Here is a 24117-nt window from a genome sequence, read left to right on the forward strand (position 1 = left end):
AAAAAAAGCGGCCAAGGCCGCTTTTTCAATATCAATTATTCTGAAGGAGGATTATCATCCGCTACTTCATCAATAACCGTATCTACAGTTTCAACGTCTTCAATATCAATCAAGTCACTTTGAGTAACTTCAATCTCTTCTATACGTTGTAAACCAACTACTTGCTCTTCGTCAATAGTTCTGATCAAAATAACACCTTGAGTGTTACGTCCAACCGTAGAAACTTCATTAACACGAGTTCGTACTAAGGTACCACGATTTGAAATAATCATTATTTCATCGTTGTCGTCAACTTGCACAGCACCAACAACAGCACCGTTACGTTCACTCACCTTAATTGATACAACACCCTGTGTTGCACGACTCTTCGATGGGTAATCTTCAAGTTGCGTACGCTTACCGTAACCGTTTTCAGTTACCGTCAGAATAGCACCGTCAGTTTTTGGTACAATTAACGATACTACGCGTTGCTCATCTGGCATTTTAATACCACGAACACCTGTAGCAGTACGGCCCATAGGGCGAACACCTTTGAAGCGAATCTCAGGGTTACCTTCTTCGTCTAATACTGGATTACCGTTTTCATCAACAACCGTTGTTTCTTCAGCTTCTTTAAAACGTACAACTTTACCTGCATCAGTGAACAACATAATTTCGTTGCTACCATCGGTAATATCAACCCCAATCAGGCTATCGCCTTCATTTAAATTAACAGCAATAATACCGCTTGCACGTTGACGACTGTAAGCCGTTAATGGTGTTTTCTTAACTGTACCAAATGCTGTTGCCATAAAGATGTATTTATCTTCTGCGTACTCGCGTACTGGCAATATAGCGGTAATTCGTTCATCAGCTTCAAGTGGTAACAAGTTAACAATTGGCTTACCGCGCGCTGCACGACTTGCCAGTGGTAACTGATATACTTTAAGCCAATATAAACGCCCGGCCGTAGAGAAACATAAAATAGTATCGTGCGTATTTGCAACGAGTAGACGCTCAATGAAATCTTCATCTTTCATCTTCGTTGCTGATTTACCTTTACCACCACGGCGTTGTGCTTCGTAATCAGACAATGCCTGATATTTCACATAACCTTCGTGAGAAAGCGTTACTACAACGTCTTCTTCGGTAATTAAATCTTCTAAGCTAATATCGTGAGCCGCTGCATTAATTTCAGTACGACGTTCATCGCCGTATTGTGCTTTAATTTCAACTAACTCATCACGAATAACTTCCATTAAACGCTCTGGCGTTGCCAAAATATGTAAAAGCTCAGCAATTAAATCTAATAGTGTTTGATATTCACTCAGGATTTTTTCATGCTCAAGACCTGTTAGCTTGTGTAAGCGTAAATCTAGGATTGCTTGGGCTTGTTGCTCTGAAATAAAATACTGACCGTCGCGAATACCTAAATCAGCAGCGAGCCAATCTGGACGTGCAACATTATCTTCGCCTGCTTTTTCAAGCATTGATTTTACATTACCTAATTCCCACGAACGTGCCGTTAAAGCAACTTTAGCTTCAGCAGGTGTAGGGGATTTACGAATAAGTTCGATAATAGGGTCAATGTTTGCAAGCGCAATAGCTAAACCTTCTAGCATATGTGCACGATCGCGGGCTTTGCGTAAATCAAATACTGTACGACGAGTTACTACTTCACGACGGTGAATAATAAACTCTTCTAGCATTTCTTTTAAGTTGAAACACTTAGGCTGGTTGTTAATTAACGCAACCATATTCATACCAAACACAGTTTGTAACTGAGTCTGCGCATACAAGTTGTTTAAAATAACCTCGCCTACGTCACCACGTTTGATCTCAATAACGATACGCATACCGTCTTTGTCTGATTCATCACGTAGTGCACTAATGCCTTCAATTTTTTTATCTTTAACAAGCTCAGCAATTTTTTCAATTAAGCGTGCTTTGTTAACTTGATAAGGAATTTCGTGAACGATAATTGTTTCACGGCCTGTTTTTTCATCCGTTTCAATCTCAGCACGTGCACGCATGTACACTTTACCACGGCCAGTTTGGTATGCTTGTTCAATACCTTTCTTACCGTTGATAATTGCAGCGGTTGGAAAATCGGGGCCCGGAATATAATCCATTAACTCAGTTATAGTTAATTCAGGATTGATTATAAGCGCTAAACAACCATTAATAACTTCTGTTAAGTTATGTGGTGGGATATTTGTAGCCATACCTACCGCAATACCTGATGATCCGTTAACTAATAAGTTAGGGACCTTTGTTGGTAAAACGTCAGGGATTTGTTCTGTGCCGTCGTAGTTAGGAACGAAATCAACCGTTTCTTTTTCAAGATCAGCTAATAGCTCATGCGACATTTTTGCCATACGTACTTCTGTATAACGCATTGCCGCAGCTGAATCGCCATCAACCGAACCGAAGTTACCTTGGCCATCTACAAGCATATAACGTAGTGAGAATGGCTGAGCCATACGAACTATCGTGTCATAAACTGCACTGTCGCCGTGTGGGTGGTATTTACCGATTACGTCACCGACCACGCGGGCCGATTTTTTGTAAGGCTTGTTCCAGTCATTACTAAGCTCGTTCATTGCAAACAAAACGCGGCGATGAACAGGTTTTAAGCCGTCACGTACGTCTGGTAATGCACGTCCTACAATTACGCTCATCGCGTAATCTAAGTAGGAGTTTTTTAACTCGTCTTCAATATTGACTGGCAGAATTTCATTGGCGAGATCAGTCATTTGATATCACATTCCTTCAGTATCAGCTCTCAACGACCCGGTATTGGGTATTAAGAGTATTGTTATTATTTCTAACAGCCATGCTACCACAATTAATTTTAATTTACAGGCGCAAAACTTTGCGATTTATCAATTTAGCCCTATATAATGGCCTCAGATTGACGAGGAAGTATTTTATGACCGAACATCAAAATGTAGATCACGCAGAAATAGCAAAATTTGAAGCCATCGCCGAGCGTTGGTGGGACCTAGACGGAGAATTCAAACCTCTTCACGAAATTAACCCGTTACGTTTAGACTTTATAGCAAACAAAACGCAAGGCTTATTCGATAAAGAAACACTCGACGTTGGCTGTGGTGGCGGTATTTTAAGCCAAAGCATGGCGCGCATGGGCGCAAAAGTAACTGGCATCGACATGGGGCAAGAGCCTTTAACTGTTGCTAAGTTGCACAGTTTAGAAACTGGCGTAAATGTAGATTATATAAAAGTGCCTGCTGAAGAGTTTGCTTCACAAAATCCAGAGCGCTTTGATGTAATAACCTGTATGGAAATGCTTGAGCACGTTCCCGACCCGGCATCTATCATTCATGCCGTAGCCGCACTAGCCAAACCAGGCGCAGACGTGTTTTTTTCAACCCTGAACAAAACACCTAAAGCATACTTATACGCTATTGTTGGTGCTGAAAAGCTTTTAAAAATGGTGCCTGAAGGTACACACGACCATAAAAAGTTTATAAAACCTGCACAGCTCATTGCATGGGCAGAGCAAGCGGGTTTAAAAGTTCGTGCAAGTACAGGCCTTTCTTATAACCCACTATCAAAGCAATATACGCTTAATAACGACGTTAGCGTAAATTACATACTTTATTTTGAGAAGTTAGCTTAATGGCTAACTCTCAAGCCCCCCACCCCCTTATTGAGTACGATGCATTTTTATTTGATTTAGACGGCACCCTACTCGACACTGCTGATGATTTAGGTGCCGCTTTAAACGCGGTGCTTATTAGCAATAAAATAGAGCCTGTTAGTAGTGATATATACCGTCCTGCGGCATCTAACGGCGCTGGCGCATTATTAGAGGCTGGTTTTAAAGCGTTATGGGACAAACAACCCCAAAGCGAGCTTATAAAGCAATTAGTTGACGAGTACGCTGCAAACATAGCAAATCACACACGCTGCTTCAGCGGAGTTGAATCGTTACTTATCGCCCTAGATCAGAAAAAGATCAAATGGGGGATCATGACTAACAAACCTGGGTTTTTAACCGATCCTTTAGTTGCAGCTATTCCTGCTTTAAAAAATGCCAGTGTAGTAATAAGTGGTGACACTTTAGCAGAGGCTAAGCCATCACCTTTACCACTGCTACATTGTGCAAAGCTTATGCAAGTACAGCCAAAGCGTTGTTTATACATTGGTGATGCACAGCGTGACATACAAGCAGGCAAAGCAGCAGGTATGCATACCGCGACTGCACTTTGGGGTTACATTCCCAGTGAAGATGAGGCATTAAGCTGGAAAGCCAATTTAAACTGGCTAAGTCCAATTGATGGTTTTAACCATATATAGTGCTATGTTAATTAATAAACACTATATATTGTGATTGTGTTAGTTTTCAGGCAAAGCTTGCTGATAAAAAAAGCAGTCGAAATTTATTTTTAAAATGCGTAAATTTAGCAGATCATTAGTTGATTTTTGCATATTTCAACTTAAATGATTGTTCGAAGGTGAGTGTCTACTAACACAAATGCGTTATCCCAAAGTTATCCACAAACAGGGGCAATTATGTCCCTTGCAAAACAATGCAGACCACACTATCTTGTGATCTCTAAATTGAACAACACCAGATATTGTGGCCAAATGTTATTCAATTAAATTCACTAATTTGGTGAAACCTATAATAAATGAGCACTACACCTTGCTAATTTGAGGTGTAAACATTGGTCAAAATACATAATCCCCAAGGAATACAGGCAAAGCTATGAACCAACAGTTATCTGTAAGCAAACGTGACGGGCGTAAAGAGCCGCTTGATCTTGATAAGATCCATCGCGTTATTGAATGGGCCGCCGAAGGTTTAAATAACGTTTCGGTTTCGCAAGTTGAATTAAAATCACACATTCAATTTTACGATGGTATTCGTACCAAAGATATTCACGAAACCATTATTAAAGCAGCTGCAGATCAGATTTCAAAAGAATCGCCAGATTACCAGTATTTATCAGCGCGTTTAGCTGTATTCCACCTACGTAAAAAAGCCTATGGCCAATTTGAGCCACCACGTTTATTTGATCATGTAACTAAAATGGTTGAAGACAAACGCTATGATGCTCACTTATTAGTAGATTATACAGAGCAAGAGTTAGATGAGCTTGATGCGTACCTTGATCATTCTCGCGATCTTAACTTCAGCTATGCTGCTGTAAAACAGCTTGAAGGTAAGTACCTCGTTCAAAACCGTGTAACAGGTAAAATTTACGAAAGCGCACAGTTTTTATATATTTTAGTAGCGGCAAGTTTATTTGCTGACTACCCACGTGAAACGCGTACTAATTACATTAAACGTTTTTATGATGCGGTATCGTTATTTAAGATTTCATTGCCTACACCAATAATGGCTGGTGTTCGTACCCCTACTCGTCAATTTAGCTCATGTGTATTAATTGAATGTGGCGACAGCCTCGATTCAATCAATGCAACATCATCAGCTATTGTTAAGTACGTTTCACAACGTGCGGGTATTGGTATTAACGCAGGTCGAATTCGTGCGCTAGGTAGCCATATTCGTAATGGCGAAGCGTATCACACTGGTTGTATTCCTTTTTATAAGCACTTTCAAACAGCGGTTAAAAGTTGTTCGCAAGGTGGTGTACGTGGCGGCGCTGCGACATTGTTCTACCCGCTTTGGCACCTAGAAGTAGAAAATCTACTGGTACTTAAAAATAATCGTGGTGTAGAGGACAACCGTGTTCGTCACCTAGATTACGGCGTACAATTTAATAAATTAATGTATTCTCGTTTAATTAAAGACGATTACATTACGTTATTTAGCCCATCAGATGTGCCTGGCCTTTATGATGCATTTTTTGAAGACCAAGCAGAATTTGATGCGCTTTACGTCAAATACGAACAAGACGAGTCTATCCGTAAAAAGCGTATCAAAGCCATTGAGCTTTTCTCTATGTTTGCCCAAGAACGTGCAAGTACTGGTCGTATTTACTTACAAAATGTGGATCACTGTAATACACACAGCCCGTTCATTGCTAAAGTTGCGCCTATTCGCCAATCTAACTTATGTTTAGAAATTGCATTGCCAACTAAGCCACTTAATAACGTAAATGACGAAGAAGGCGAAATTGCCCTTTGTACACTTTCTGCGTTTAACTTAGGTGCAATAGAATCACTTGATGAGCTTGAAGAATTAGCTGAGCTTGCTGTACGTGCACTTGATAACTTACTTGATTTCCAAGACTACCCTGTACCGGCTGCTAAAAATGCAACTATGGGACGCCGTACGTTAGGAATAGGTGTAATTAACTACGCATACTACCTAGCTAAAAACGGTAAACGTTATTCAGATGGCAGCGCGAACGCCCTGACTCACAAAACATTTGAAGCGATTCAATACTACTTGATGAAAGCATCTAACGAGCTTGCTAAAGAGCGTGGTGCATGTCCTAAGTTTAACGAAACAACGTACTCTCAAGGCATTATGCCAACTGATACGTACAAACGTGATTTAGATAAGATTTGTGATGAACCACTTCATCTTGATTGGGATACATTACGTGCAAACATTAAAGAGCACGGCATGCGTAACTCAACATTAAGTGCGTTAATGCCATCAGAAACATCGTCGCAAATCTCTAACGCTACAAACGGTATTGAGCCTCCACGTGGTCATATTAGTGTTAAAGCAAGCAAAGATGGTATTTTAAAACAAGTAGTTCCTGAGTATGAACGCTTAAAAAATAACTATGAGTTATTATGGGATATCCCATCAAACGATGGTTACTTACAGCTTGTAGGCATAATGCAAAAATTTGTTGACCAAACAATCTCAGCAAACACAAATTATGATCCAAACAAGTTCGAAGGCGGTAAAGTACCTATGCAAGTCTTATTAAAAGACTTACTTAGTGCATACAAACTGGGCGTTAAAACGTTGTACTATCACAACACCCGTGATGGCGCATCAGATTCACAAGAAGACACTCCAGAAGTGGAAGATGATGATTGTGAAGGCGGCGCGTGTAAAATATAGTTACTAATTTTTATTTTAAGCGGGCATTTAGCCCGCTTTTTCTGATAGTTTTTTTGAGTGATAAACATGTCTTATACTACTTTTAGCCGAAACCATAATAACCAAATGCAAGAGCCAATGTTTTTTGGCCAAACAGTTAACGTATCTCGTTACGACCAACAAAAGTACCCTATCTTTGAAAAGCTAATCGAAAAACAATTGTCTTTCTTTTGGCGTCCTGAGGAAGTGGACGTAAGTAAAGACCGTTTAGACTTTCAGGCATTACCAGATCACGAAAAGCACATATTTTTAAGTAACTTAAAATACCAAACATTACTTGATAGTGTGCAAGGGCGTTCACCAAACGTAGCCCTACTGCCTATCGTATCGCTACCAGAACTTGAAACATGGATAGAAACATGGGCGTTTAGTGAAACAATTCACAGCCGCTCATACACACATATTATCCGTAACGTAACACAAGCACCTGAGCTTATTTTTGATGACATTGTTAGCAACGATAAAATTAGCGAACGTGCTGATGCGGTAACAAAATATTACGATGACCTAATTAACTCTGTATCACTTTACAATTTATACGGTGAAGGAAAACACGAAATTAACGGTAAAACCGTTATCGTGAATTTATTTGAGCTTAAAAAGAAACTTTACCTTGCAATGATGTCGGTAAATATTTTAGAGGCGATTCGTTTTTACGTAAGCTTTGCATGTTCGTTTGCGTTTGCTGAGCGTGAACTGATGGAAGGTAACGCTAAAATCATCAAGCTTATTGCGCGCGATGAAGCACTGCATCTTTCGGGTACTCAGCATATTTTAAATATTATGCAAGACGGTAAAGACGACCCAGAAATGGCGATTGTTGCCGCTCAGTGCCGAGACGAAGCAATTAAAATGTTTGTTGAAGCCGCAGAGCAAGAAAAAGAATGGGCAGAATACCTGTTTAAAGATGGCTCAATGATTGGTTTAAATAAACATATTTTATGTCAGTACGTTGAATACATCACCAACGCCCGTATGACTGCGATTGGCTTACCTGCACAGTTTGAAAACAACAGTAACCCTATTCCATGGATCAACTCATGGCTCGTGTCTGATAATGTACAAGTAGCACCACAAGAAGCAGAAATAAGCTCATACCTTGTTGGTCAAATAGACTCTCAAGTTGATGCATCAGAATTTGGTGATTTTGATTTATAATGAGTGACAAGTCTACTGCAAGCATAACGCTTGCAGAAAACAGCCAGTGTATAGAATTTAATACTGGCTGCCCTTCTCTTTTACACTGCTTAGAATCCATGAAAATAGACGTCGCATTCCAATGCCGTGAAGGCTACTGTGGAGCTTGCAGAGCTACTTTAGTGTCTGGCAGTGTTGAGTATAACGAAGAGCCACTTGCGTTTGTGCGAGAAGGCGAAATATTGTTGTGCTGCTGTAAACCCAATGGCGATATAAGTATTAATTTAAAGTAATCTGCTGACAAATAAAAAGCCAATAATGAAAACATTATTGGCTTTTTGCTTAAGCTGCATTACGGCTAAATTTTGGAATATTATTTTTCTTTCAAATAAACGGTTTTCTTCTCTAGATATTGCTCTAGACCAAATTTACCATCTTCGCCGCCAAAGCCGCTCTGTTTCCAGCCATTATGAAAACCTTGGTGCTGCTCACCCATACCACGGTTAATATAAACTTCACCCACTTCTAATTCGTTAATGGCTTTATTAATATCGAAAAAGTTTTGCGTAAATATATAAGCGCTTAAGCCATAAATACTGTCGTTACAGTATTCAATCGCTTGCTCCATATCTTTAACTTTAACAATAGGGAGTACTGGGCCAAAAGTTTCTTCGTGCACTGCAATGTTATCTTGCTTGACGTCTACAAGTAACGTGGGTTCGTACCAACAACCGCCTTCAAAACCCTCAACAGAAGCAACTTTACCACCAGTGGCGACAGAAGCGCCTTGTTGAATACTTTGTTGAACTATGTGATCAATGTTGTCTATTTCGCGTTGATTACACTTAGGACCCATTTGCGTATCTGGGTTCATAGGATCCCCAACACGAAGTGCTTTTACAGCTGGTATAAATTTAGCCATAAACGCATCGTACACAGACTCTTGAACATATAAACGCTCAACACAGGTGCATACTTGCCCGCAGTTAGCAAAACGACCCCAAAGCGCACCTTCAACAGCCTCATCAAGGTCGGCATCGGCCATAACAACCATTGGCGCTTTACCGCCAAGTTCAAGCATTACAGGCGTCATGTATTCTGCGCTAGTTTTGTAGATTTGCTTACCTGCAGCAGTAGAGCCTGTCATGGTGATCATTTTAGTAATTGGGCTTTCACACAATGCTTGGCCAACAACAGAACCTGATCCATTAATAACGTTTAGCACGCCAGCAGGAATACCCGCTTCATTTGCTAAACGACCTAGCTCGGTGGTTGCTAAAGGTGTTTCTTGAGTAGGTTTTAATACAATAGAGTTACCTGTGATCAACGCAGGTCCAATTTTACGACCAGCCAATGCCAGCGGAAAATTCCACGCAGTAATACCCACAACTACGCCTCGTGGCACTTTATGAATGTATATTTTTTCATCATCGTTATCTGAAGGTAAAATATCGCCTTCAATAGTAAGTGCATGGTCGCATGCATAGTCAATAAAAGTCGCTGTTACGTCAACTTCCATTTGTGCAACTGATAGTAATTTACCTTGCTCTGCAACAAGCATTGGCGCAAGAATATCTTTATTTTCACGAATTTTATTAGCAAACACACGCAATATATTTTGACGTGTGCGAGCTGTCAATTTAGCCCACTTTTTCTGTCCTACATTCGCTGATTCAAGTGCATACTGCGCATCTTCTATACAGCCTTTTGGTATTTCACCAATTTTTTTACCTGTAGATGGGCTTAATATTTCAATCGTGCCACTTGCTTTAGAAGCAACATATTCGCCATTTATAAAATTCACATTATTATGAAAGTTCATTGAACTATCTCCCCATCCATCCGCCATCAACCAATAAAATAGCGCCATTTACGTAACTAGCAGCCTCAGAAGCCAAGAACACAGCAGGCCCTTTAAAGTCTTCAGGATTTCCCCATCGACCTTGTGGAATACGCGCTAAGATGGCTGCATTACGCTCTTTGTCATTGCGTAATGCCTCAGTGTTATCGGTATCAATGTAACCTGGCGCAATGGCATTTACATTAATGCCTTTGCCAGCCCATTCATTAGAAAGCGCCATAACCAATTGCCCAATAGCACCTTTACTAGCTGCGTAACCTGGTACTGTAATACCACCTTGAAAAGTGAGCAAAGAAGCCGTGAAAATAACTTTACCCTCGCCATGCTCTATCATTTGTTTGCCTATTTCGCGGCTTAAAATAAATTGAGCATTTAAGTTAACTTCAATCACTTTATCCCATAAATCATCGCCATGCTCAGCCGCAGGAGCACGAAGGATTGTACCTGCATTATTGACTAAAATATCAATTTTTGGAAAATCACTTTTTACATCATTAATAAAAGAATAAAGCGCATCACGATCACCAAAATCACATTGGTAGGCTTTAAAATTTCGGCCAAGTGCTTTAACTTCTTTTTCTACTTCAGAGCCTTCAAGCTCTAAGCTTGCAGATACACCAATAATATCAGCGCCAGCCTGTGCTAAACCTAGAGCAATACCTTTACCAATACCGCGCTTACAACCTGTAACAAGGGCTACTTTGCCCTCTAAACTAAATTTTTCTAACATATTATTCATTTTCATACCTTTATAATTTTTATTATTGTGGGTTACATTCAACAAGCGCTTTCATGCCTTCTGGATTTCCATCCATACTCGCAAATGCACTACCAATATCAGTTAACGAACTAACCGAACTAATAAAAGGTTTAAGATCTATTTGGCCCGATGAAATTAATTCGATAGCCCAATCAAAGTCGGCCGCTTCGTATACACGTGCACCTAATAACTCCAACTCTTTCCAAAAAAATTGAAATAAATCGATTTCAGGTTTAACACTGTGAATAGCCACCATGACTATACGACCCCGGCGCCCTGCTATTTCAGTCATAGCCTCTATTGCGGGTTTTACGCCTGATACTTCAAATACAACATCAGCACCTTTTGTTTGCGTCCAGCTATCTACATAGGTAGCTAAATCTTCTTCAATGGGATTAACCGATTTAACACCTAGCTCATCGGCAAAAGCACGGCGGCTTTCGTTAGGCTCAGACACGAGTACTTCTGCGCCAACACTTTTAGCAACCGCAGCAACTAATTGCCCAATTGGCCCGCCACCAAGCACAACAACTTTCTCACCCGCTTGTAAGCGCGAGCGTCGTACATCATGGCACGCAACCGATAACGGCTCTATTAATGCGCCTTGTTTTAAATCAACGCCTGCTGGTAATTTATGCAAAGTACGCGCTTTAACTGTCCAGCTTGACTGAAAAGCACCTGGCGTATCTATTCCCATAAACTTTAAGTTTTGACAAATATGCGTATGCCCTGCATTACACGTAGGACAATCGCCACACCAATCTAGTGGACGTACTACCACGTTTTCGCCGACAGCAAAGCCTTCAACGCCTTCACCTATTTCTGCAACAACACCTGATATTTCATGGCCAATTGTTTGCGGAATAGACACTCGTTGATCCATCACACCATGGTATATGTGCATATCAGTACCACAAATCCCAACGTATCCAACACTCAATCTAATCTCACCCGCTTTAGGTTTAATAGATGTGCCTTCAACAATGTTAAATGACTTGTTACCTATATATTGTGCAGCTTGCATATTTTTATACCTTCAAGAATGTTTAATTAAATAGTGACCAAGTAATGCATCATTAAAACAATGCCGATACGAGGAATATCAAAGTGAACTATCATATCTTTGATATGGTTTATTGTTAACAATTTACACCTAGGTATGTAATTTGTAAAGCCACTCTTAATATTTAATATAACTTCAGAGCAGTAAAGCGAGTCAGTTAAAAACATTAAGGCTTGGGTAATAAAATTTACTTGTATGTTTTACTTTCAATCTATATTGTCAACAATTAACACAATGTAAGGAGGCACAATAGTGATTAAAAACAAAAAATCAATTTTTAGCTTAGTGATAATTAGCGCTATGAACTTAGCGGGATGCAGCCAAACCACACAAACGCCCAGTAGCCAAACAAGTAACAACGTTGTATTTTCTGATGTGTCTGAACAAGCTGGCTTAATAACACAAAAAAACTGGAAATATGGCGGCCCTACCATTGCCGATATAAACAGTGATGGTCATTATGACCTGCTGCTAACAAATCACGACACCACTCCTATTCGTTTATTTATGGCAAATGGAGATGGCACATACACACTACAAAACGATATTTTTCCACGAGCAGATCTACACGGTATGTCGGCCGGTGATTACGACAACGATGGTGATCTCGATGTACTTATTGCACTAGGTGGTGGAAATGGCACTACACCTCAACCCCAGCGACTACTTAAAAACAATAATGGTAAATTTGAAGATAAAACCGTCGAAGCTGGCTTATCTAAAATGGGGGCTCGCGGGCGTTCTGTGCGCTGGGTTGATATAGATAGCGATGGTGATCTTGATTTTATCCAAGTAAACGCCGAAAAATTAATTCACGAAAACTCCCCTCGTAATATCATTTTTGAAAATATCGGCAATGGAAAATTTACTTATCACCCATCAGCTACTTTTGAAAATATAAAAGCCGAGCGTGTATTATTAACCGATTACAATAACGATGACATACTCGATATTTTTGCTTTTGATGGATACAACAATTTAGCTATTTATCAAGGTAATAACGACTTTACCTTCGCCAATACGACTCAAGATCTATTAGGTGCAAATAGTGAAGCCTACAAAGGCACGCTCGCAGTTGCGCAAGCTGATATAGATAACGACGGCGATATGGACTACTACCTTGCTCGCGGAAAGCTAAGCTACACTATCGCTAATAACAGTCTATCGTTTAATAAAGGCAGCAAACGACTAGACCTGCGTGATGAAGGTAATAAAAGTCACGATGGCATAACACTCATTACCGACAACACAAACTCAGGAAGCCTTATACTAAGTGACTTTTATCACTTCCCGCGTGCCAAGCTATTAAGCCATATGGATGTATACATAGGCGAGAAAAAAGAATTAATAAATACACCCAATAAAAACACAACCATTAGCCAGAAAAGAGCGCGCGGGTTTCCAACTAAGCTTGATAAAACTGGCTGGTACATTGGGTATTTAGGGAATAATAGATGGCGAGTAGAATGGGTACTTACCGATAACCTTGCATGGGATGTACGCGCATCATTCAAAAATGTAAAAGGCTATCAAAGCGATTGGCAACCACAAAATCTCGCCCTTCCTGATGTATTACTACGTAACGATAATGGTAAGCTAGTTGATATTTCATCTAAATTACCAGCATTAACAAACAGTAATAACTGGGGAGTTGTACCTGGCGATTTTAATAACGACACAAAAATAGACTTTATGGTCTATCGCTTTGGTGAACTAAAAGAGCGAGTTGCCGATGTTTTACTCATTAACCAAGGTGATTACAACTTTAAAGCAACAATCACTCATAACGCCGATACCGAACGTGGCTTAGACTCACACGGCGATATGGGAGCCGCATTTGACTTCAACCTAGACGGAAAACTCGACCTACTAAGCGGAGATGAAGATAACGGCCAATGGCATTTATATAAAAATACCACAGAGTTAAGTCACGCCCACTTCACCCTTATTCGAGTTGGGTACTCAAAAAGTGGGGTTGATCCATATGGTGCAAAAGTACAAATTAAAACAGCAACTGCGAGCCAATATCAAGTTATTGGTTCACAAAGTGCTACCCACTCGCAAAGCTTACTTAATATTGTACATTTTGGATTAGCACAGGCAGATTCAATCTCATCAGTTATTGTTACATGGCGAGATGGCAGCTCTGAGCATTTAAATAAACAACCTACAGATCAATTGATAAGTGTTGGTAACTTAAATAACTAATCCATAGCCGCAACTCTCATGCCCCCTTAATTAAGCGAATAACGACAGGGGGCTTATTATATTTACTTGATAATGTAATTTGGGGTTTGTTTTGCCTGTTCAATATTCTGCTTATTTAACTGCTCAAAAAACTTATCTATTTGTGCTTTGTATTCCCATGATTGCTGCAATACATTATTTGTATTGTGCTTATTCCACTCATTCCACAGCTTGGCTAATTTCGCTTGTTCAGCGGGTAATGTATCAACCAAGTTATGTTGCTCATACGGATCCGCTTTCATATCAAAAAAACTACGGCCTACATTCGGTAGTGGTTGGTTCATATATTTATAATCAGCGGTACGTACAGCATAAATATTCGGTGCCTCTTCTAAGCGCCAAAATAACGCCTGATGTGGGCTGCCTTGTTTAGTGCCTTGTAAAAATGGCAGTAAATTAACACCATCTAATTTCTTATTATCAGCACCCGCTAGTGCAACTGAGGTTGCAGCAATATCAAGTGACGATACTAAACCAGTAAACTCTTCGCCTTTAGGAATTACCCCTGGCCAATGAGCGATAAAAGGAACGTGGATCCCGCCTTCTAGTAAAGCCGCTTTACCTCTTCTAAAAGGTGAATTGTCAGCCCAATCGCTAGTCGGTTGCCAGCTTTCAGGAAATACCCCGCCATTATCCGATAAAAAGATAATAAGTGTATTATCTAACTGATTTATGTCTTTAAGTGCATCGACTACCATACCTATTCCTTCATCCATAACATCAATCATGGCTGCATAAACACGTCGGTCTTCATCTTCAATATGCTTATATTTTTCAATATATTCAGCGGGTGCTTGTAGTGGCGTGTGAGGTGCGTTGTAAGATAAATACATAAAAAATGGCGATTCTTGCTGTCGGTGAATATACTTCACGGCATCACGACTAAGCGCTGTCGTTAAATATTCATCAAATTCGGTCACTTGAGTGTTACGCATCAGCGGCAGTGAATAACCATCTCCGCCTACCGTCACTTGATCAGGCATATAATTATGCCCGCCATCTAAAAAACCATAGAAATAGTCAAAGCCACGCTTATTAGGCTGAAAATGCGGTGCGCCACCCAAGTGCCACTTACCAAATACCGATGTATGATAGCCAACGTCTTGTAAACGATTGGCAAAGGTATTTTCAGATAGTGGTAGTCCCATATATTTATCTTGTGGCATATAACTTACATTGTTTTCCATACCTAAACGCGCTTGATAACGCCCAGTCAGTAAGCCTACACGTGAAGGACCACAGTAAGGGTGTGTCACATACGCATTTTTAAAGCGGGTGCCATTACTCGCTAATGCATCAATATTAGGTGTTTTAATCTCTTTTGAACCAGTAAACCCTAAGTCACCATACCCTAAATCATCGGCGAGGATCACCACTATATTTGGTTTTTGCTCGCTGGCATTGACATTAAAACTGTTTATACTCATAAACATAGTTATCAGTATCAATAACACGTGTCGTCTCATTATTTAATCCTCTTTTTAATTATTTTTTTGATGTATGCGATAGCTATCCATACGTGTCATTGCATGACCTTCGTATTCACGCTTTAATTGCCATAAAGGTCTTTCTAGTGTTAGTTCCCACTGGAATAGTTTTTTCATTAAGTTCGCTACTTGGTTTGGCTGCGACGATGCCAAATTATGGTTCTCTGATACATCGACAGAAAGATCGTACAATTCAGCTGGCCGGTCAGGAAAACGCAGTAGCTTTAAGTCTTTGTCTCGAATAGCGGCTCGAGATTCCTTTTTCCAGTACAAGGTTTGATGAGGTCGTTGTGTGCTCTTTGATAATAAAAATGGCATCAAATCAACGCCATCGAGCTGCATCTGCTCAGTCACTTTGCCATTAGCAGCATGAATAAAAGTCGGTAATAAATCGAGTGAACTCACCGGATACGTATAGCGCGTATTATTACTTGAAAGCCTTTTTGGCCACTTTAATAACATAGGTACTCGGATCCCGCCTTCAAGATGATTGGCTTTAGTACCACTTAATGGATAATTATTGGCATAATTTTGATCAGTCGGTCCGCCATTATCATTAATAAACACCACTAGAGTGTTATCACTAATTTTAAGTGCGTTAAGCTTATCTAATACGACAGCAATAGCGCGATCCATAGCAAAATTCATCGCAGCTAATATTTTTCTCTTACCTGTTAAATGTGGAAATTGAGCTAAATCAGCATTCGTTGCTTGCATCGGCGCATGCACCGCTGAAAACGATAGTACTGCAAAGAAAGGTTGTTTATTGACGACGGATTGACCAATAAAATGACTGGTTTGAGTCGCCAGTGCATCTGTTAAGTACCCTTCGTGTTCAATATAGTGTTTAAAGTCTCGCTCCATCTTTTGGGAAGGGTAAGCTTGTTGTTCCTCATTACTGTATGCAAAATAACCACGCGCACCTTCACGAAAGCCATAAAAGTTATCAAAGCCACGCTTAGTTGGATGATAATCATCGTGATTACCTTGATGCCATTTACCAAATAATCCCGTGTGGTAACCCAGTTCTTTGAGGTGCTCGGCCATAGTAACTTGAGTAAAAGGTAAGCCCATTTTGTCGCCAGTGAAGCCTGATTTACTCATATAACCTGGCACATTATTTTCTTCAAAACCGAATCTTTGCTGATATTTCCCCGTATACAAACCCGCGCGTGAAGGCCCACACACAGCCGCTGTAACATAGGCTTGCTCAAATACAACACTCTGACTTGCCAACTTATCGATTGTTGGCGTTTGCATTACTTCACTGCCCTGAAAACCAAAGTCGTGATAACCCGCATCATCCGCAATAACCAGCAATATATTAGGTTTTTCCTCGCCGTAACATACATTACTCAATACACTAAGCAGCAATAACCAATAGACAGATTTTAAATTAATACGCATATAGTCCCTTTATAACAAACATCTAAATTGATATTTAAATAATGCGTTACTTTAAATTAAGTGTTGGTTTTGCTGCATTCAATATCCTCCATAACGAGTTATAAAATAATCTTTTCATTATTAATCAACAGACTAAAAGAGGGGTAATTTAAATTTACCATACTAAAAAAGTAAATTGTTAACAAAGCTTGACTTGTAACCCCCATCACCACTATTGTTTTGGTTCTTGCCTTATAAAAATAAAAAATAGCTATGTATTACACCGAATTAAACTGGGATATATTTTTACGTACCGTGATCCCATTTGCGGCTGCCAACATTTTCATTATGGTACTCATTTATTTTACGCTTGTGCGCGAACGCATTGGTGATGCCTACCCTTTTTATTGCGCTTTTATAATCTGTTTTATTCTTTTTTTATGCGGCCCAATTATTAATGTAATGCCACTTAATGAAGGGAAAAGATGGTATGATTTTTTTAGAAACATTTTGCTTTTTAGTATTGGCATCCCCTGCTTACTTTATGCACTATTAACACAAGCTAAGTTGCAATTACCAAAACCCTTATTAATAGCACCCGTTATACTAGGGATTGCATGGTCGTGCTTTTTCCTTTGTGCAGCCCCCTTATATTTTTACAGTCCCAATGAGCTACCTTGGTTAGTTAAGTTAGAAAACATAAACGCACAGCATATTTACTCATCCCAATTGCTTTTAATCAGCGTGCAATTATTACTCCCTTGTATTTTACTATTACAAACAAATCTCAAAGCGTATGTTGCAACCCATGTTTATGGCGCGCTTACACTGAGTGTTTTTATGTGCATTGGCAACGCATTTGAGCTGTGGGTGATTTACTATGTTGGTGCAAGCTTAAGTGCACTAATTTGGAGCTGGGCGGTTTATAACGATATTCAATTTACTAATGATAAAATTAAACAACACACAGAACACCAAAATGCACTCGCCATAGCGCAATTTACAGCAGCTAATAATCGCGACTTTAGCCAATATTACCTAGACAAATTGAATAAAGCATATCCACTGAAAGAGCGTGCTGATCTACTTGAGATTATCTGCACTGCTAATCCACATTTAACAGCGACCAAGTTAGACGAACTATTAGTTAAGCTAAAAATTTACTGTGACAATTCGTTAAGCTGTTATCAGATCAGGGCAAAAGAAATCGCATTTATGATATTTGATAGGGTCATTTTTCATTGCGGAAATAGTAAAGCATTACTTGGTGAACTGGAGAATATCGGTAATCACCTTGATGATGCTAACACTATCATCAATATTGATAGTGCCCTGCATCAAGTGATCACAGTATTACACCACGCAATTAATCAGTTAAATAGTAACACCCCTGACATGCAGCTGGTTGATAAAGTAAAAGCGTATATTATTGAGCAATACCACCATGATATATCCATTGCAGATATTGTCAGTGCTGTGGGTGCGAGCCGTTCTCACACAATGAAAATTTTTAAACAATTAACGGCAACAACGATTAATCAATATCTAGCTGATGTGAGGATAAACCAAGCTAAATTACTCTTGTTAACTAAAACAGTCACCGAAACAGCCTATGCGGTAGGATTTAATAACTCAGCGTACTTTTCAACAGTATTTAAAAAACACACCGAGTTATCACCAAAAGAATACCAACAACAATGCCAATTAAAATCATCGATGAGGGCTGCTAAATGAGTTTATTTAATTTTCACATCACCATAACGCTGCTGATACAACGATTTATGAACTTGTTTAGCCGCTTCAACTAACTCTGGATAGGGAATGTCTGTTGTTGTTACAAATCCAACATTATAATTTTCGCCATCATACGCCCGACCGGTAATTGGCGAATCAATATATTGGAACCAGTGAGCACCAATTAAATACGGATTATCAATAACCGTTTTCATATAGGTTTTGTACATATCAGCACGATCGCGTTGATTAGCAGCATGGATAATGCCTGGATTCGGTTGACCAGTATCACCTGAACCAATGTGAAATTCCCCAATAATCGTAGGCATATCTAGTTCTTTCAACATATCCCATGTCATTGGGTCTAGTCCTTCACGATAATAATTATAACTGATCACATCGGCATACCTCTTAGCAGACCAGCGAGCTTCTGGCGATGTCCCCCAAGAAGTAAACCTCGCGCCCATATATAAATGGTCAGGCAATACTGATTTTAAAGAATGATTTACAACCTTAAAATATTCATCGGAGAAACGTATTAACAACCACGACAAATCGGCAATCATAGCGTTATTAAAATTACTGTCTTTTTTATAGTTAACGCCAGTATTATCAAATACCTTCCATGACTTAATATTTCTATTCCATGCCTGATTTAGCTGGCTAATGGTTTTATACTTTTGTTTTAACATATCACTGAACACTGATTTGGTCGGGCTATTCCCAGTCGTTTTAGATAGTGCATCAAGTACAATGCCATAACGTAAGGTTGTTGAGCCCTCTCCTCCCCAGCTCATTTCGTTATCAATAAACACCCCAATACACCAAGGGTTATTTTGTACTTCTTGGGCAATAACTTGAGTGGTTATGTTAGCTCTTTTAACAAATTCAGGATCGAAAGGGTCAGGCATGGCTCCCCAATAATCAAAACCAGAACTCAACCTTTTAAAGTCGCCGATGATCCACCCATTCGCAAAATAGGGAACTTGTTGATTATTATAAAAACTAGCATCGGTCCAATTCCCAAATGAAGTAAAGCCCCAATCTTGCATTCTTTTTAAGGTAACTTCGCGCCATTTATCAATATAAGAATCTGGGTATTGCTGAGCATAACGACGTTCTAAATTTGCTTGGTAAAAGCTAAAAACTTCCCCATGTTGGATTGGTCCAAGATGAGATAAGCGCTTGTAACTATAGTGATTTGCCAACTTATCATTATACTGTGGTAGCCAATTAAACATGGCTCTTCGGTCTGGATAAGCGATGTAGGCTGATTTTTGATATTTAGCTAAATTACTATTTAAGCCCTTTGAATCTTCTGGCGTTACATCATCAGGGTCTCGCGCTCTGACCGCATCATCGCGATAATCTACACCTGTAAATGTTGTTGTGTTAGCCATTCGCGCGTTGGCAATACCTGAGGAAAAAAACAAATAACCTTCGGGGTCAACTAACGCCCATTTGCCATTTACTTTTTCCGTACGAAAAAAACCTGTTGCCTTTAACTTAGGCCCTTGCTTCCAACCGCCAAACTTACTTCTATCCGCCCGCGGGGTTACTTTCGACAAATCATTTAACTCTTTATTTGCGATTGCTCTTAATTGTTGTTCAGAGCTGACCTTTAACGGGTAGTTGACCTGTGTAGATTGACCAAATTTATCGACGATGTTTGTTAAAAAATCTGGTTTTGCATCGGGTATCGTTTCGAATCGTAAATTATCGACGGTTACAGCCGTTGGATTTATTTGAGTTTCTGTATAGATAGCGATACTTTCAACTTGGCTAAAATCTACATTGAGTTTAGCGCCTCTCAAGATCATTTTTCGTGCGGCTGTTTTAAAGCTACCAGGAGTGTCTCTGAGTCCTGTATCAACATTTAAAGTCTGGGAGTTGAGCTCAAAATATAATGTAGCGTGCTCGTTAGTTGTTAGCCCAATTGTGCGTCTTTGGACTTGTTTATCTTTACCTGTGATATTCACACTGAGCATCACTGGAAAGTCTCTTACGTTTGAAACATCGAAAAATAAAGCGCTATTGCCCAAAACACTCAGATCCCATAACTTATTCGGTTTGAGTGTGATCCCAGAGAATTTATGCTTAGTGGAAAACGAAAGCTCTAATGCTTTATTTTTATTTTTAATTACTTGTGTCGTTTTTATATTTTTATTTGTTAGTTTATAACTGTTACTAGCGTGCTCAAAATCGTCAATTAAAATAGTCTTGTTATCGTGTTGCAAGTCAAATTCCCTTGCAACACCTTCACCGCTTAAAACTAACGTTGAGTATACAAAGATAGATAAGCATCTAATTATTTTATTCATTTTATTACCTTATACTTTAACGAGTAATAGGTAATGTTATGAAAATGCACTCTGACACATATTTTTATTCATTTAACTGGTTATGAGTCATTAGTTGAATTATTTGCTGTTGATTCAATGCCGCTTCTACTACATAAAGCTCATCGAGTCCGCCTTTAAAGAACATTTGCTTCTCATGTGTTGCGCCTTCTATGTAACCAATATTTTTGCCTATAGTCAGTGGCCGAGAGGCTGGGTGCTGTAAATTTGTTGCGACTTTAGCGATTGATTTTTTCTGCGTTTTTTCAAGCTTACCATCAACATATAGCAAAACATGTGTCGCTAAGTTACTCTTTAGTCCACCGTATAAAACCACTGCAATATGGTGCCACTCATCATCTCGCAAGTCGGTATTACCCACAATTTGAGCATTATAGGTCCCTATTCTGATCCTACCTAAAGGCCCGTCAATTAACTCTGGATTAGGGGAAATTTGCCACGCTGAATAATCTTGCTGTAATCCCCAGCTCACAATGCCGTATGCATTTTCAGGTAAAAAATCACTAGGTACTTTGAGCCAAAAGGCGACCGTTCTGGGGTTATCACTGCCAACACCAGGGTACTGTGTTTCTAACCAATTATTTTCACCATTAAAGCTAATTGCCTTATCATATACACCCGCTACCTCTGTTAACGGTTCATCAATAGGTGATTTATCTTTGGCTACATACTGCTGCCCATCAATACCACGGCCGATGGAGAGATAATTATGTTGCTGCTTATCATCAAATGACCAATGTAATAAGTGAGGCTCTTCTATTGAGTCTCCAGGTAATACACGCATAAAATCAGAAGGTACGCTAACAAAGCTGGTAATTTGATGATTTAAATCAAACGCTAATGCCTGATCTTTTTTCACATGTTGATAAGACTGCGTTTTATTGCCACGCGCTTTTATTTCACCATCGAGCACATGTACTTGAGATTCACCGCTATTAGACACTTCGACGCCAAATTCTGTGCCTAAATCTATTATCTCTGAACTTGGGGTATCAACTCTAAAGCCAATTGCATTTTGTGGTACTCGGGCCACTAACTTACCATGATGAAGCGTTACTTTATCTCTGGATTGCAAATTCACTTTAACCGGCGCTTCTAAAACGAGTACCACGCCATTTTCGAGTAAAATTTCACTGTAACCATGCTCAAGAATAATATCTCCTTGACCTAATTGACTGCCAACAGAAAAATTAGCGTTATGCGAAGCAGTCATTTTTGTGACTTCAGCAAACTTATTTGTGTAGTCCAAGTGCTCTGCCAAAAATATAACGCTGACAAAAAGCATAATACTTGCAGCAAGCGCATACGGGCTTGAAAACCAGCTCATTGTACTTTTCGGCCGAATCGTTTTTTGTTGCTCGCTTAGTTTTGCCATTACACTGCGGGTAAAATTGTCTGGTCGCGTATCCGATTGATGATGTGCTTTTAATAAACGTTCACTCGTCACATATTTACTCACTTGTGCAAGTAAATTAACATCATGCTGACAGGCTTCAAGCAATTCGTCGGCAACATCTTCGCCAGCCAAATACGCGGCTAATAGCTGTTGTTGGTGCTTCGTCATTTGTTCAGTCATGCTCATCGTTGCTGCTGCTGTATTCTTTTATCAATACATGTTTTCAATGATTGACGAATTCTAAATAAGCGCATAGTCATAGTAGAATGTTTATCTTCATATTTTCGACATAGCTCAGCCAATGAAACACCTAATGTGTAATGTTCAGTTAATAAATTGCGCATTTTCTCGGTTAATTTTTCAAGGCAAATAGTTAAATTATCAAACATATCAAGCTCGGCCCCTTCATGGATATTTTCATCAATGTGTTGATTTATTAAGTGCTCTAACTCATCAGCGCTGCCTAATGTCACGGCTCGGTGTTTACGTTGATGGTTTTTTAATAAATAAGCAGCAATCCCCCTCAACCAAGCTAAAAAGGAACTTTCACTGTTAAACTCAGCGATTTTTTTAAAAGCAATAATAAAGGTCTCTTGTGCTAAATCTTCTGCTTCGTGAGGGGTATTTAGTCGAATAACTAAAAAGGCCCTCACAGCAGACTGATAACGCTCAACTAACAGAGAATATGCAGCAACATTGCCTTGTAATATATCGTCAATTATAGAACCATCACTTTTACCATCTAACGATATTATATTTTCTTTCAAATCAGAGTCCTAATTGAAATAACTGACGTAAGATGGTGCGTCAATTTGCAATTGACTTTGAGTCGTAAATAACTTCCCAGATGCTAAATCACGCTTAATAATCACAACATTATTACTATATTGATTAGCCACTAATAGCTGCTTTTGTGATTTTGAAAAATTAAAATCACGAGGATGTAAACCGCTACTTGAGACTTTATTAATTAATTGTAGTCGGGTTTCTGCCATTAATTGATAACCATAAATTGCATTCTCACCGCGCACAGCAACATAAACATGACGACCATCCTCAGAAATACGAATTGCCGATGCAAGGTTTTGTTGCTCGCCAACTTTTGCGGGCATTATATTTGTTTTTGAAACGTGTAATAACGCACCATTTTGTAATATTTTGAAGATACTAATACTGTTACTCAATTCATTTAAGCTAAACACTAATTTTTTAGCCGGATGAAAAGCAAGATGACGAGGCCCATCCCCCGGCGTTAATTCAATGCGGTGTACTGGCGTAAAATCACTTTTTAAGCTATCAAAAACAATAATCTCGTCTGTACCTAAATCCGTCAAATACAGATAGCGACTTTGCTTATCCCACCCCGAAAAATGTAAATGAGCACTTCGTTGTCTGGGCGTAATACTACTTCCTGTATTAGTAAATTGACCCCGTGATACTAATAATCCTGCCTTATTAATATTAAACAGTTCACTATTACCTGTCGTGTAATTTACAACAGCTAACTGCTGGCGATCATCCGAAATATTAATATGACATAGCCCTTTTCCTTCAATCGGGTACGTTTTAAGCTTTGTAAACGCGTTACTTTTCCAGTCATACACGTTAATAACAGATTTTTTATCAAGTCCTCTGCCAATGCTATACAAT

General features: G+C 39.4%; 17 protein-coding genes. 7 read left to right on the forward strand and 10 right to left on the reverse strand.

Annotation, left to right across the window (positions count from 1 at the left end):
* Positions 1-35 precede the first annotated feature (35 nt).
* Positions 36-2735: a DNA gyrase subunit A gene (gyrA, locus tag D172_RS09195; protein ID WP_007376601.1), complete on the reverse strand. Its 2700-nt coding sequence runs from the start codon at positions 2733-2735 to the stop codon at positions 36-38.
* A 176-nt stretch (positions 2736-2911) separates the two neighbouring features.
* On the opposite strand from gyrA, the gene ubiG reads away from it, so the two are divergent.
* The 5 genes from ubiG (at position 2912) to yfaE (ending at position 8466) form a co-directional block, all read left to right on the forward strand.
* A complete protein-coding gene (gene ubiG, locus D172_RS09200; RefSeq protein ID WP_007376602.1) occupies positions 2912-3622 on the forward strand; it encodes a bifunctional 2-polyprenyl-6-hydroxyphenol methylase/3-demethylubiquinol 3-O-methyltransferase UbiG in 711 nt (236 codons plus the stop codon).
* The gene (locus D172_RS09205; protein WP_007376603.1) at positions 3622-4302 is read left to right on the forward strand and encodes an HAD family hydrolase; all 681 of its coding nucleotides are present in this window, start codon (positions 3622-3624) and stop codon (positions 4300-4302) included. The genes ubiG and D172_RS09205 overlap by 1 nt, the downstream gene beginning before the upstream one ends.
* A 412-nt stretch (positions 4303-4714) precedes the next feature.
* Positions 4715-6997 (forward strand): class 1a ribonucleoside-diphosphate reductase subunit alpha, encoded by a 2283-nt coding sequence (nrdA, locus tag D172_RS09210; protein ID WP_007376604.1) that lies wholly within the window; start codon positions 4715-4717, stop codon positions 6995-6997.
* Between the two features lie 66 nt (positions 6998-7063).
* Positions 7064-8194: a class Ia ribonucleoside-diphosphate reductase subunit beta gene (gene nrdB / locus D172_RS09215; protein WP_007376605.1), complete on the forward strand. Its 1131-nt coding sequence runs from the start codon at positions 7064-7066 to the stop codon at positions 8192-8194.
* A complete protein-coding gene (gene yfaE, locus D172_RS21265) occupies positions 8194-8466 on the forward strand; it encodes a class I ribonucleotide reductase maintenance protein YfaE (protein WP_008139206.1) in 273 nt (90 codons plus the stop codon). The genes nrdB and yfaE overlap by 1 nt, the downstream gene beginning before the upstream one ends.
* Before the next feature lie 80 nt (positions 8467-8546).
* Here yfaE and aldA read toward each other — a convergent pair whose 3' ends face one another.
* From aldA to D172_RS09230, 3 genes are read right to left on the reverse strand one after another with little or no spacing between them, the layout of a single operon-like run.
* Complete coding sequence (aldA, locus tag D172_RS09220) at positions 8547-9995, reverse strand: aldehyde dehydrogenase (RefSeq protein ID WP_007376607.1); 1449 nt, start codon at positions 9993-9995, stop codon at positions 8547-8549.
* A gap of 4 nt (positions 9996-9999) precedes the next feature.
* Entirely contained in the window at positions 10000-10764 is a 765-nt protein-coding gene (locus tag D172_RS09225) for a 2,5-didehydro-3-deoxy-L-galactonate 5-reductase (protein WP_033016439.1), read from the reverse strand.
* 31 nt (positions 10765-10795) lie between these two features.
* On the reverse strand, positions 10796-11818 hold the full coding sequence (locus tag D172_RS09230; RefSeq protein ID WP_007376609.1) for a zinc-dependent alcohol dehydrogenase: 1023 nt from the start codon (positions 11816-11818) through the stop codon (positions 10796-10798).
* Positions 11819-12109: 291 nt separating this feature from the next.
* On the opposite strand from D172_RS09230, the gene D172_RS09235 reads away from it, so the two are divergent.
* Positions 12110-14065 carry a CRTAC1 family protein gene (locus D172_RS09235; RefSeq protein ID WP_007376610.1) on the forward strand — a complete coding sequence of 652 codons (1956 nt, stop codon included), beginning with the start codon at positions 12110-12112 and terminating at the stop codon, positions 14063-14065.
* Positions 14066-14127: 62 nt separating this feature from the next.
* Here D172_RS09235 and D172_RS09240 read toward each other — a convergent pair whose 3' ends face one another.
* Together D172_RS09240 and D172_RS09245 are read right to left on the reverse strand one after the other, a co-directional pair.
* Entirely contained in the window at positions 14128-15570 is a 1443-nt protein-coding gene (locus D172_RS09240) for a sulfatase (RefSeq protein WP_033023411.1), read from the reverse strand.
* 15 nt (positions 15571-15585) lie between these two features.
* Positions 15586-16998, reverse strand: coding sequence for a sulfatase-like hydrolase/transferase (locus tag D172_RS09245; protein WP_007376612.1), 1413 nt, complete (start codon positions 16996-16998; stop codon positions 15586-15588).
* A 252-nt stretch (positions 16999-17250) separates the two neighbouring features.
* Between D172_RS09245 and D172_RS09250 the strand changes: the two genes are divergently transcribed.
* The gene (locus D172_RS09250; protein WP_007376613.1) at positions 17251-18711 is read left to right on the forward strand and encodes a helix-turn-helix transcriptional regulator; all 1461 of its coding nucleotides are present in this window, start codon (positions 17251-17253) and stop codon (positions 18709-18711) included.
* A gap of 2 nt (positions 18712-18713) precedes the next feature.
* Here the strand turns inward: D172_RS09250 and D172_RS09255 are convergent, their stop codons facing one another.
* From D172_RS09255 to D172_RS21270, 4 genes are all read right to left on the reverse strand, one after another.
* On the reverse strand, positions 18714-21032 hold the full coding sequence (locus tag D172_RS09255; protein WP_150115559.1) for a beta-galactosidase: 2319 nt from the start codon (positions 21030-21032) through the stop codon (positions 18714-18716).
* 64 nt (positions 21033-21096) lie between these two features.
* Entirely contained in the window at positions 21097-22647 is a 1551-nt protein-coding gene (locus D172_RS09260) for a LamG-like jellyroll fold domain-containing protein (RefSeq protein ID WP_232525524.1), read from the reverse strand.
* A 2-nt stretch (positions 22648-22649) separates the two neighbouring features.
* Positions 22650-23234: an RNA polymerase sigma factor gene (locus D172_RS09265; protein WP_007376617.1), complete on the reverse strand. Its 585-nt coding sequence runs from the start codon at positions 23232-23234 to the stop codon at positions 22650-22652.
* 9 nt (positions 23235-23243) lie between these two features.
* Entirely contained in the window at positions 23244-24116 is an 873-nt protein-coding gene (locus D172_RS21270; RefSeq protein ID WP_237113667.1) for a lactonase family protein, read from the reverse strand.
* Position 24117 lies beyond the last annotated feature (1 nt).

Source organism: Pseudoalteromonas sp. Bsw20308, from assembly GCF_000310105.2.
Classification (GTDB): domain Bacteria; phylum Pseudomonadota; class Gammaproteobacteria; order Enterobacterales; family Alteromonadaceae; genus Pseudoalteromonas; species Pseudoalteromonas fuliginea.

Excerpts from the sequence above, each read along its gene's own strand:
- gyrA (WP_007376601.1), bottom strand. The coding sequence starts at position 2,735 with ATGACTGATCTCGCCAATGAAATTCTGCCAGTCAATATTGAAGACGAG.
- ubiG (WP_007376602.1), top strand. The coding sequence starts at position 2,912 with ATGACCGAACATCAAAATGTAGATCACGCAGAAATAGCAAAATTTGAA.
- D172_RS09205 (WP_007376603.1), top strand. The coding sequence starts at position 3,622 with ATGGCTAACTCTCAAGCCCCCCACCCCCTTATTGAGTACGATGCATTT.
- nrdA (WP_007376604.1), top strand. The coding sequence starts at position 4,715 with ATGAACCAACAGTTATCTGTAAGCAAACGTGACGGGCGTAAAGAGCCG.
- nrdB (WP_007376605.1), top strand. The coding sequence starts at position 7,064 with ATGTCTTATACTACTTTTAGCCGAAACCATAATAACCAAATGCAAGAG.
- yfaE (WP_008139206.1), top strand. The coding sequence starts at position 8,194 with ATGAGTGACAAGTCTACTGCAAGCATAACGCTTGCAGAAAACAGCCAG.
- aldA (WP_007376607.1), bottom strand. The coding sequence starts at position 9,995 with ATGAACTTTCATAATAATGTGAATTTTATAAATGGCGAATATGTTGCT.
- D172_RS09225 (WP_033016439.1), bottom strand. The coding sequence starts at position 10,764 with ATGTTAGAAAAATTTAGTTTAGAGGGCAAAGTAGCCCTTGTTACAGGT.
- D172_RS09230 (WP_007376609.1), bottom strand. The coding sequence starts at position 11,818 with ATGCAAGCTGCACAATATATAGGTAACAAGTCATTTAACATTGTTGAA.
- D172_RS09240 (WP_033023411.1), bottom strand. The coding sequence starts at position 15,570 with ATGAGACGACACGTGTTATTGATACTGATAACTATGTTTATGAGTATA.
- D172_RS09245 (WP_007376612.1), bottom strand. The coding sequence starts at position 16,998 with ATGCGTATTAATTTAAAATCTGTCTATTGGTTATTGCTGCTTAGTGTA.
- D172_RS09250 (WP_007376613.1), top strand. The coding sequence starts at position 17,251 with ATGTATTACACCGAATTAAACTGGGATATATTTTTACGTACCGTGATC.
- D172_RS09255 (WP_150115559.1), bottom strand. The coding sequence starts at position 21,032 with ATGAATAAAATAATTAGATGCTTATCTATCTTTGTATACTCAACGTTA.
- D172_RS09260 (WP_232525524.1), bottom strand. The coding sequence starts at position 22,647 with ATGACTGAACAAATGACGAAGCACCAACAACAGCTATTAGCCGCGTAT.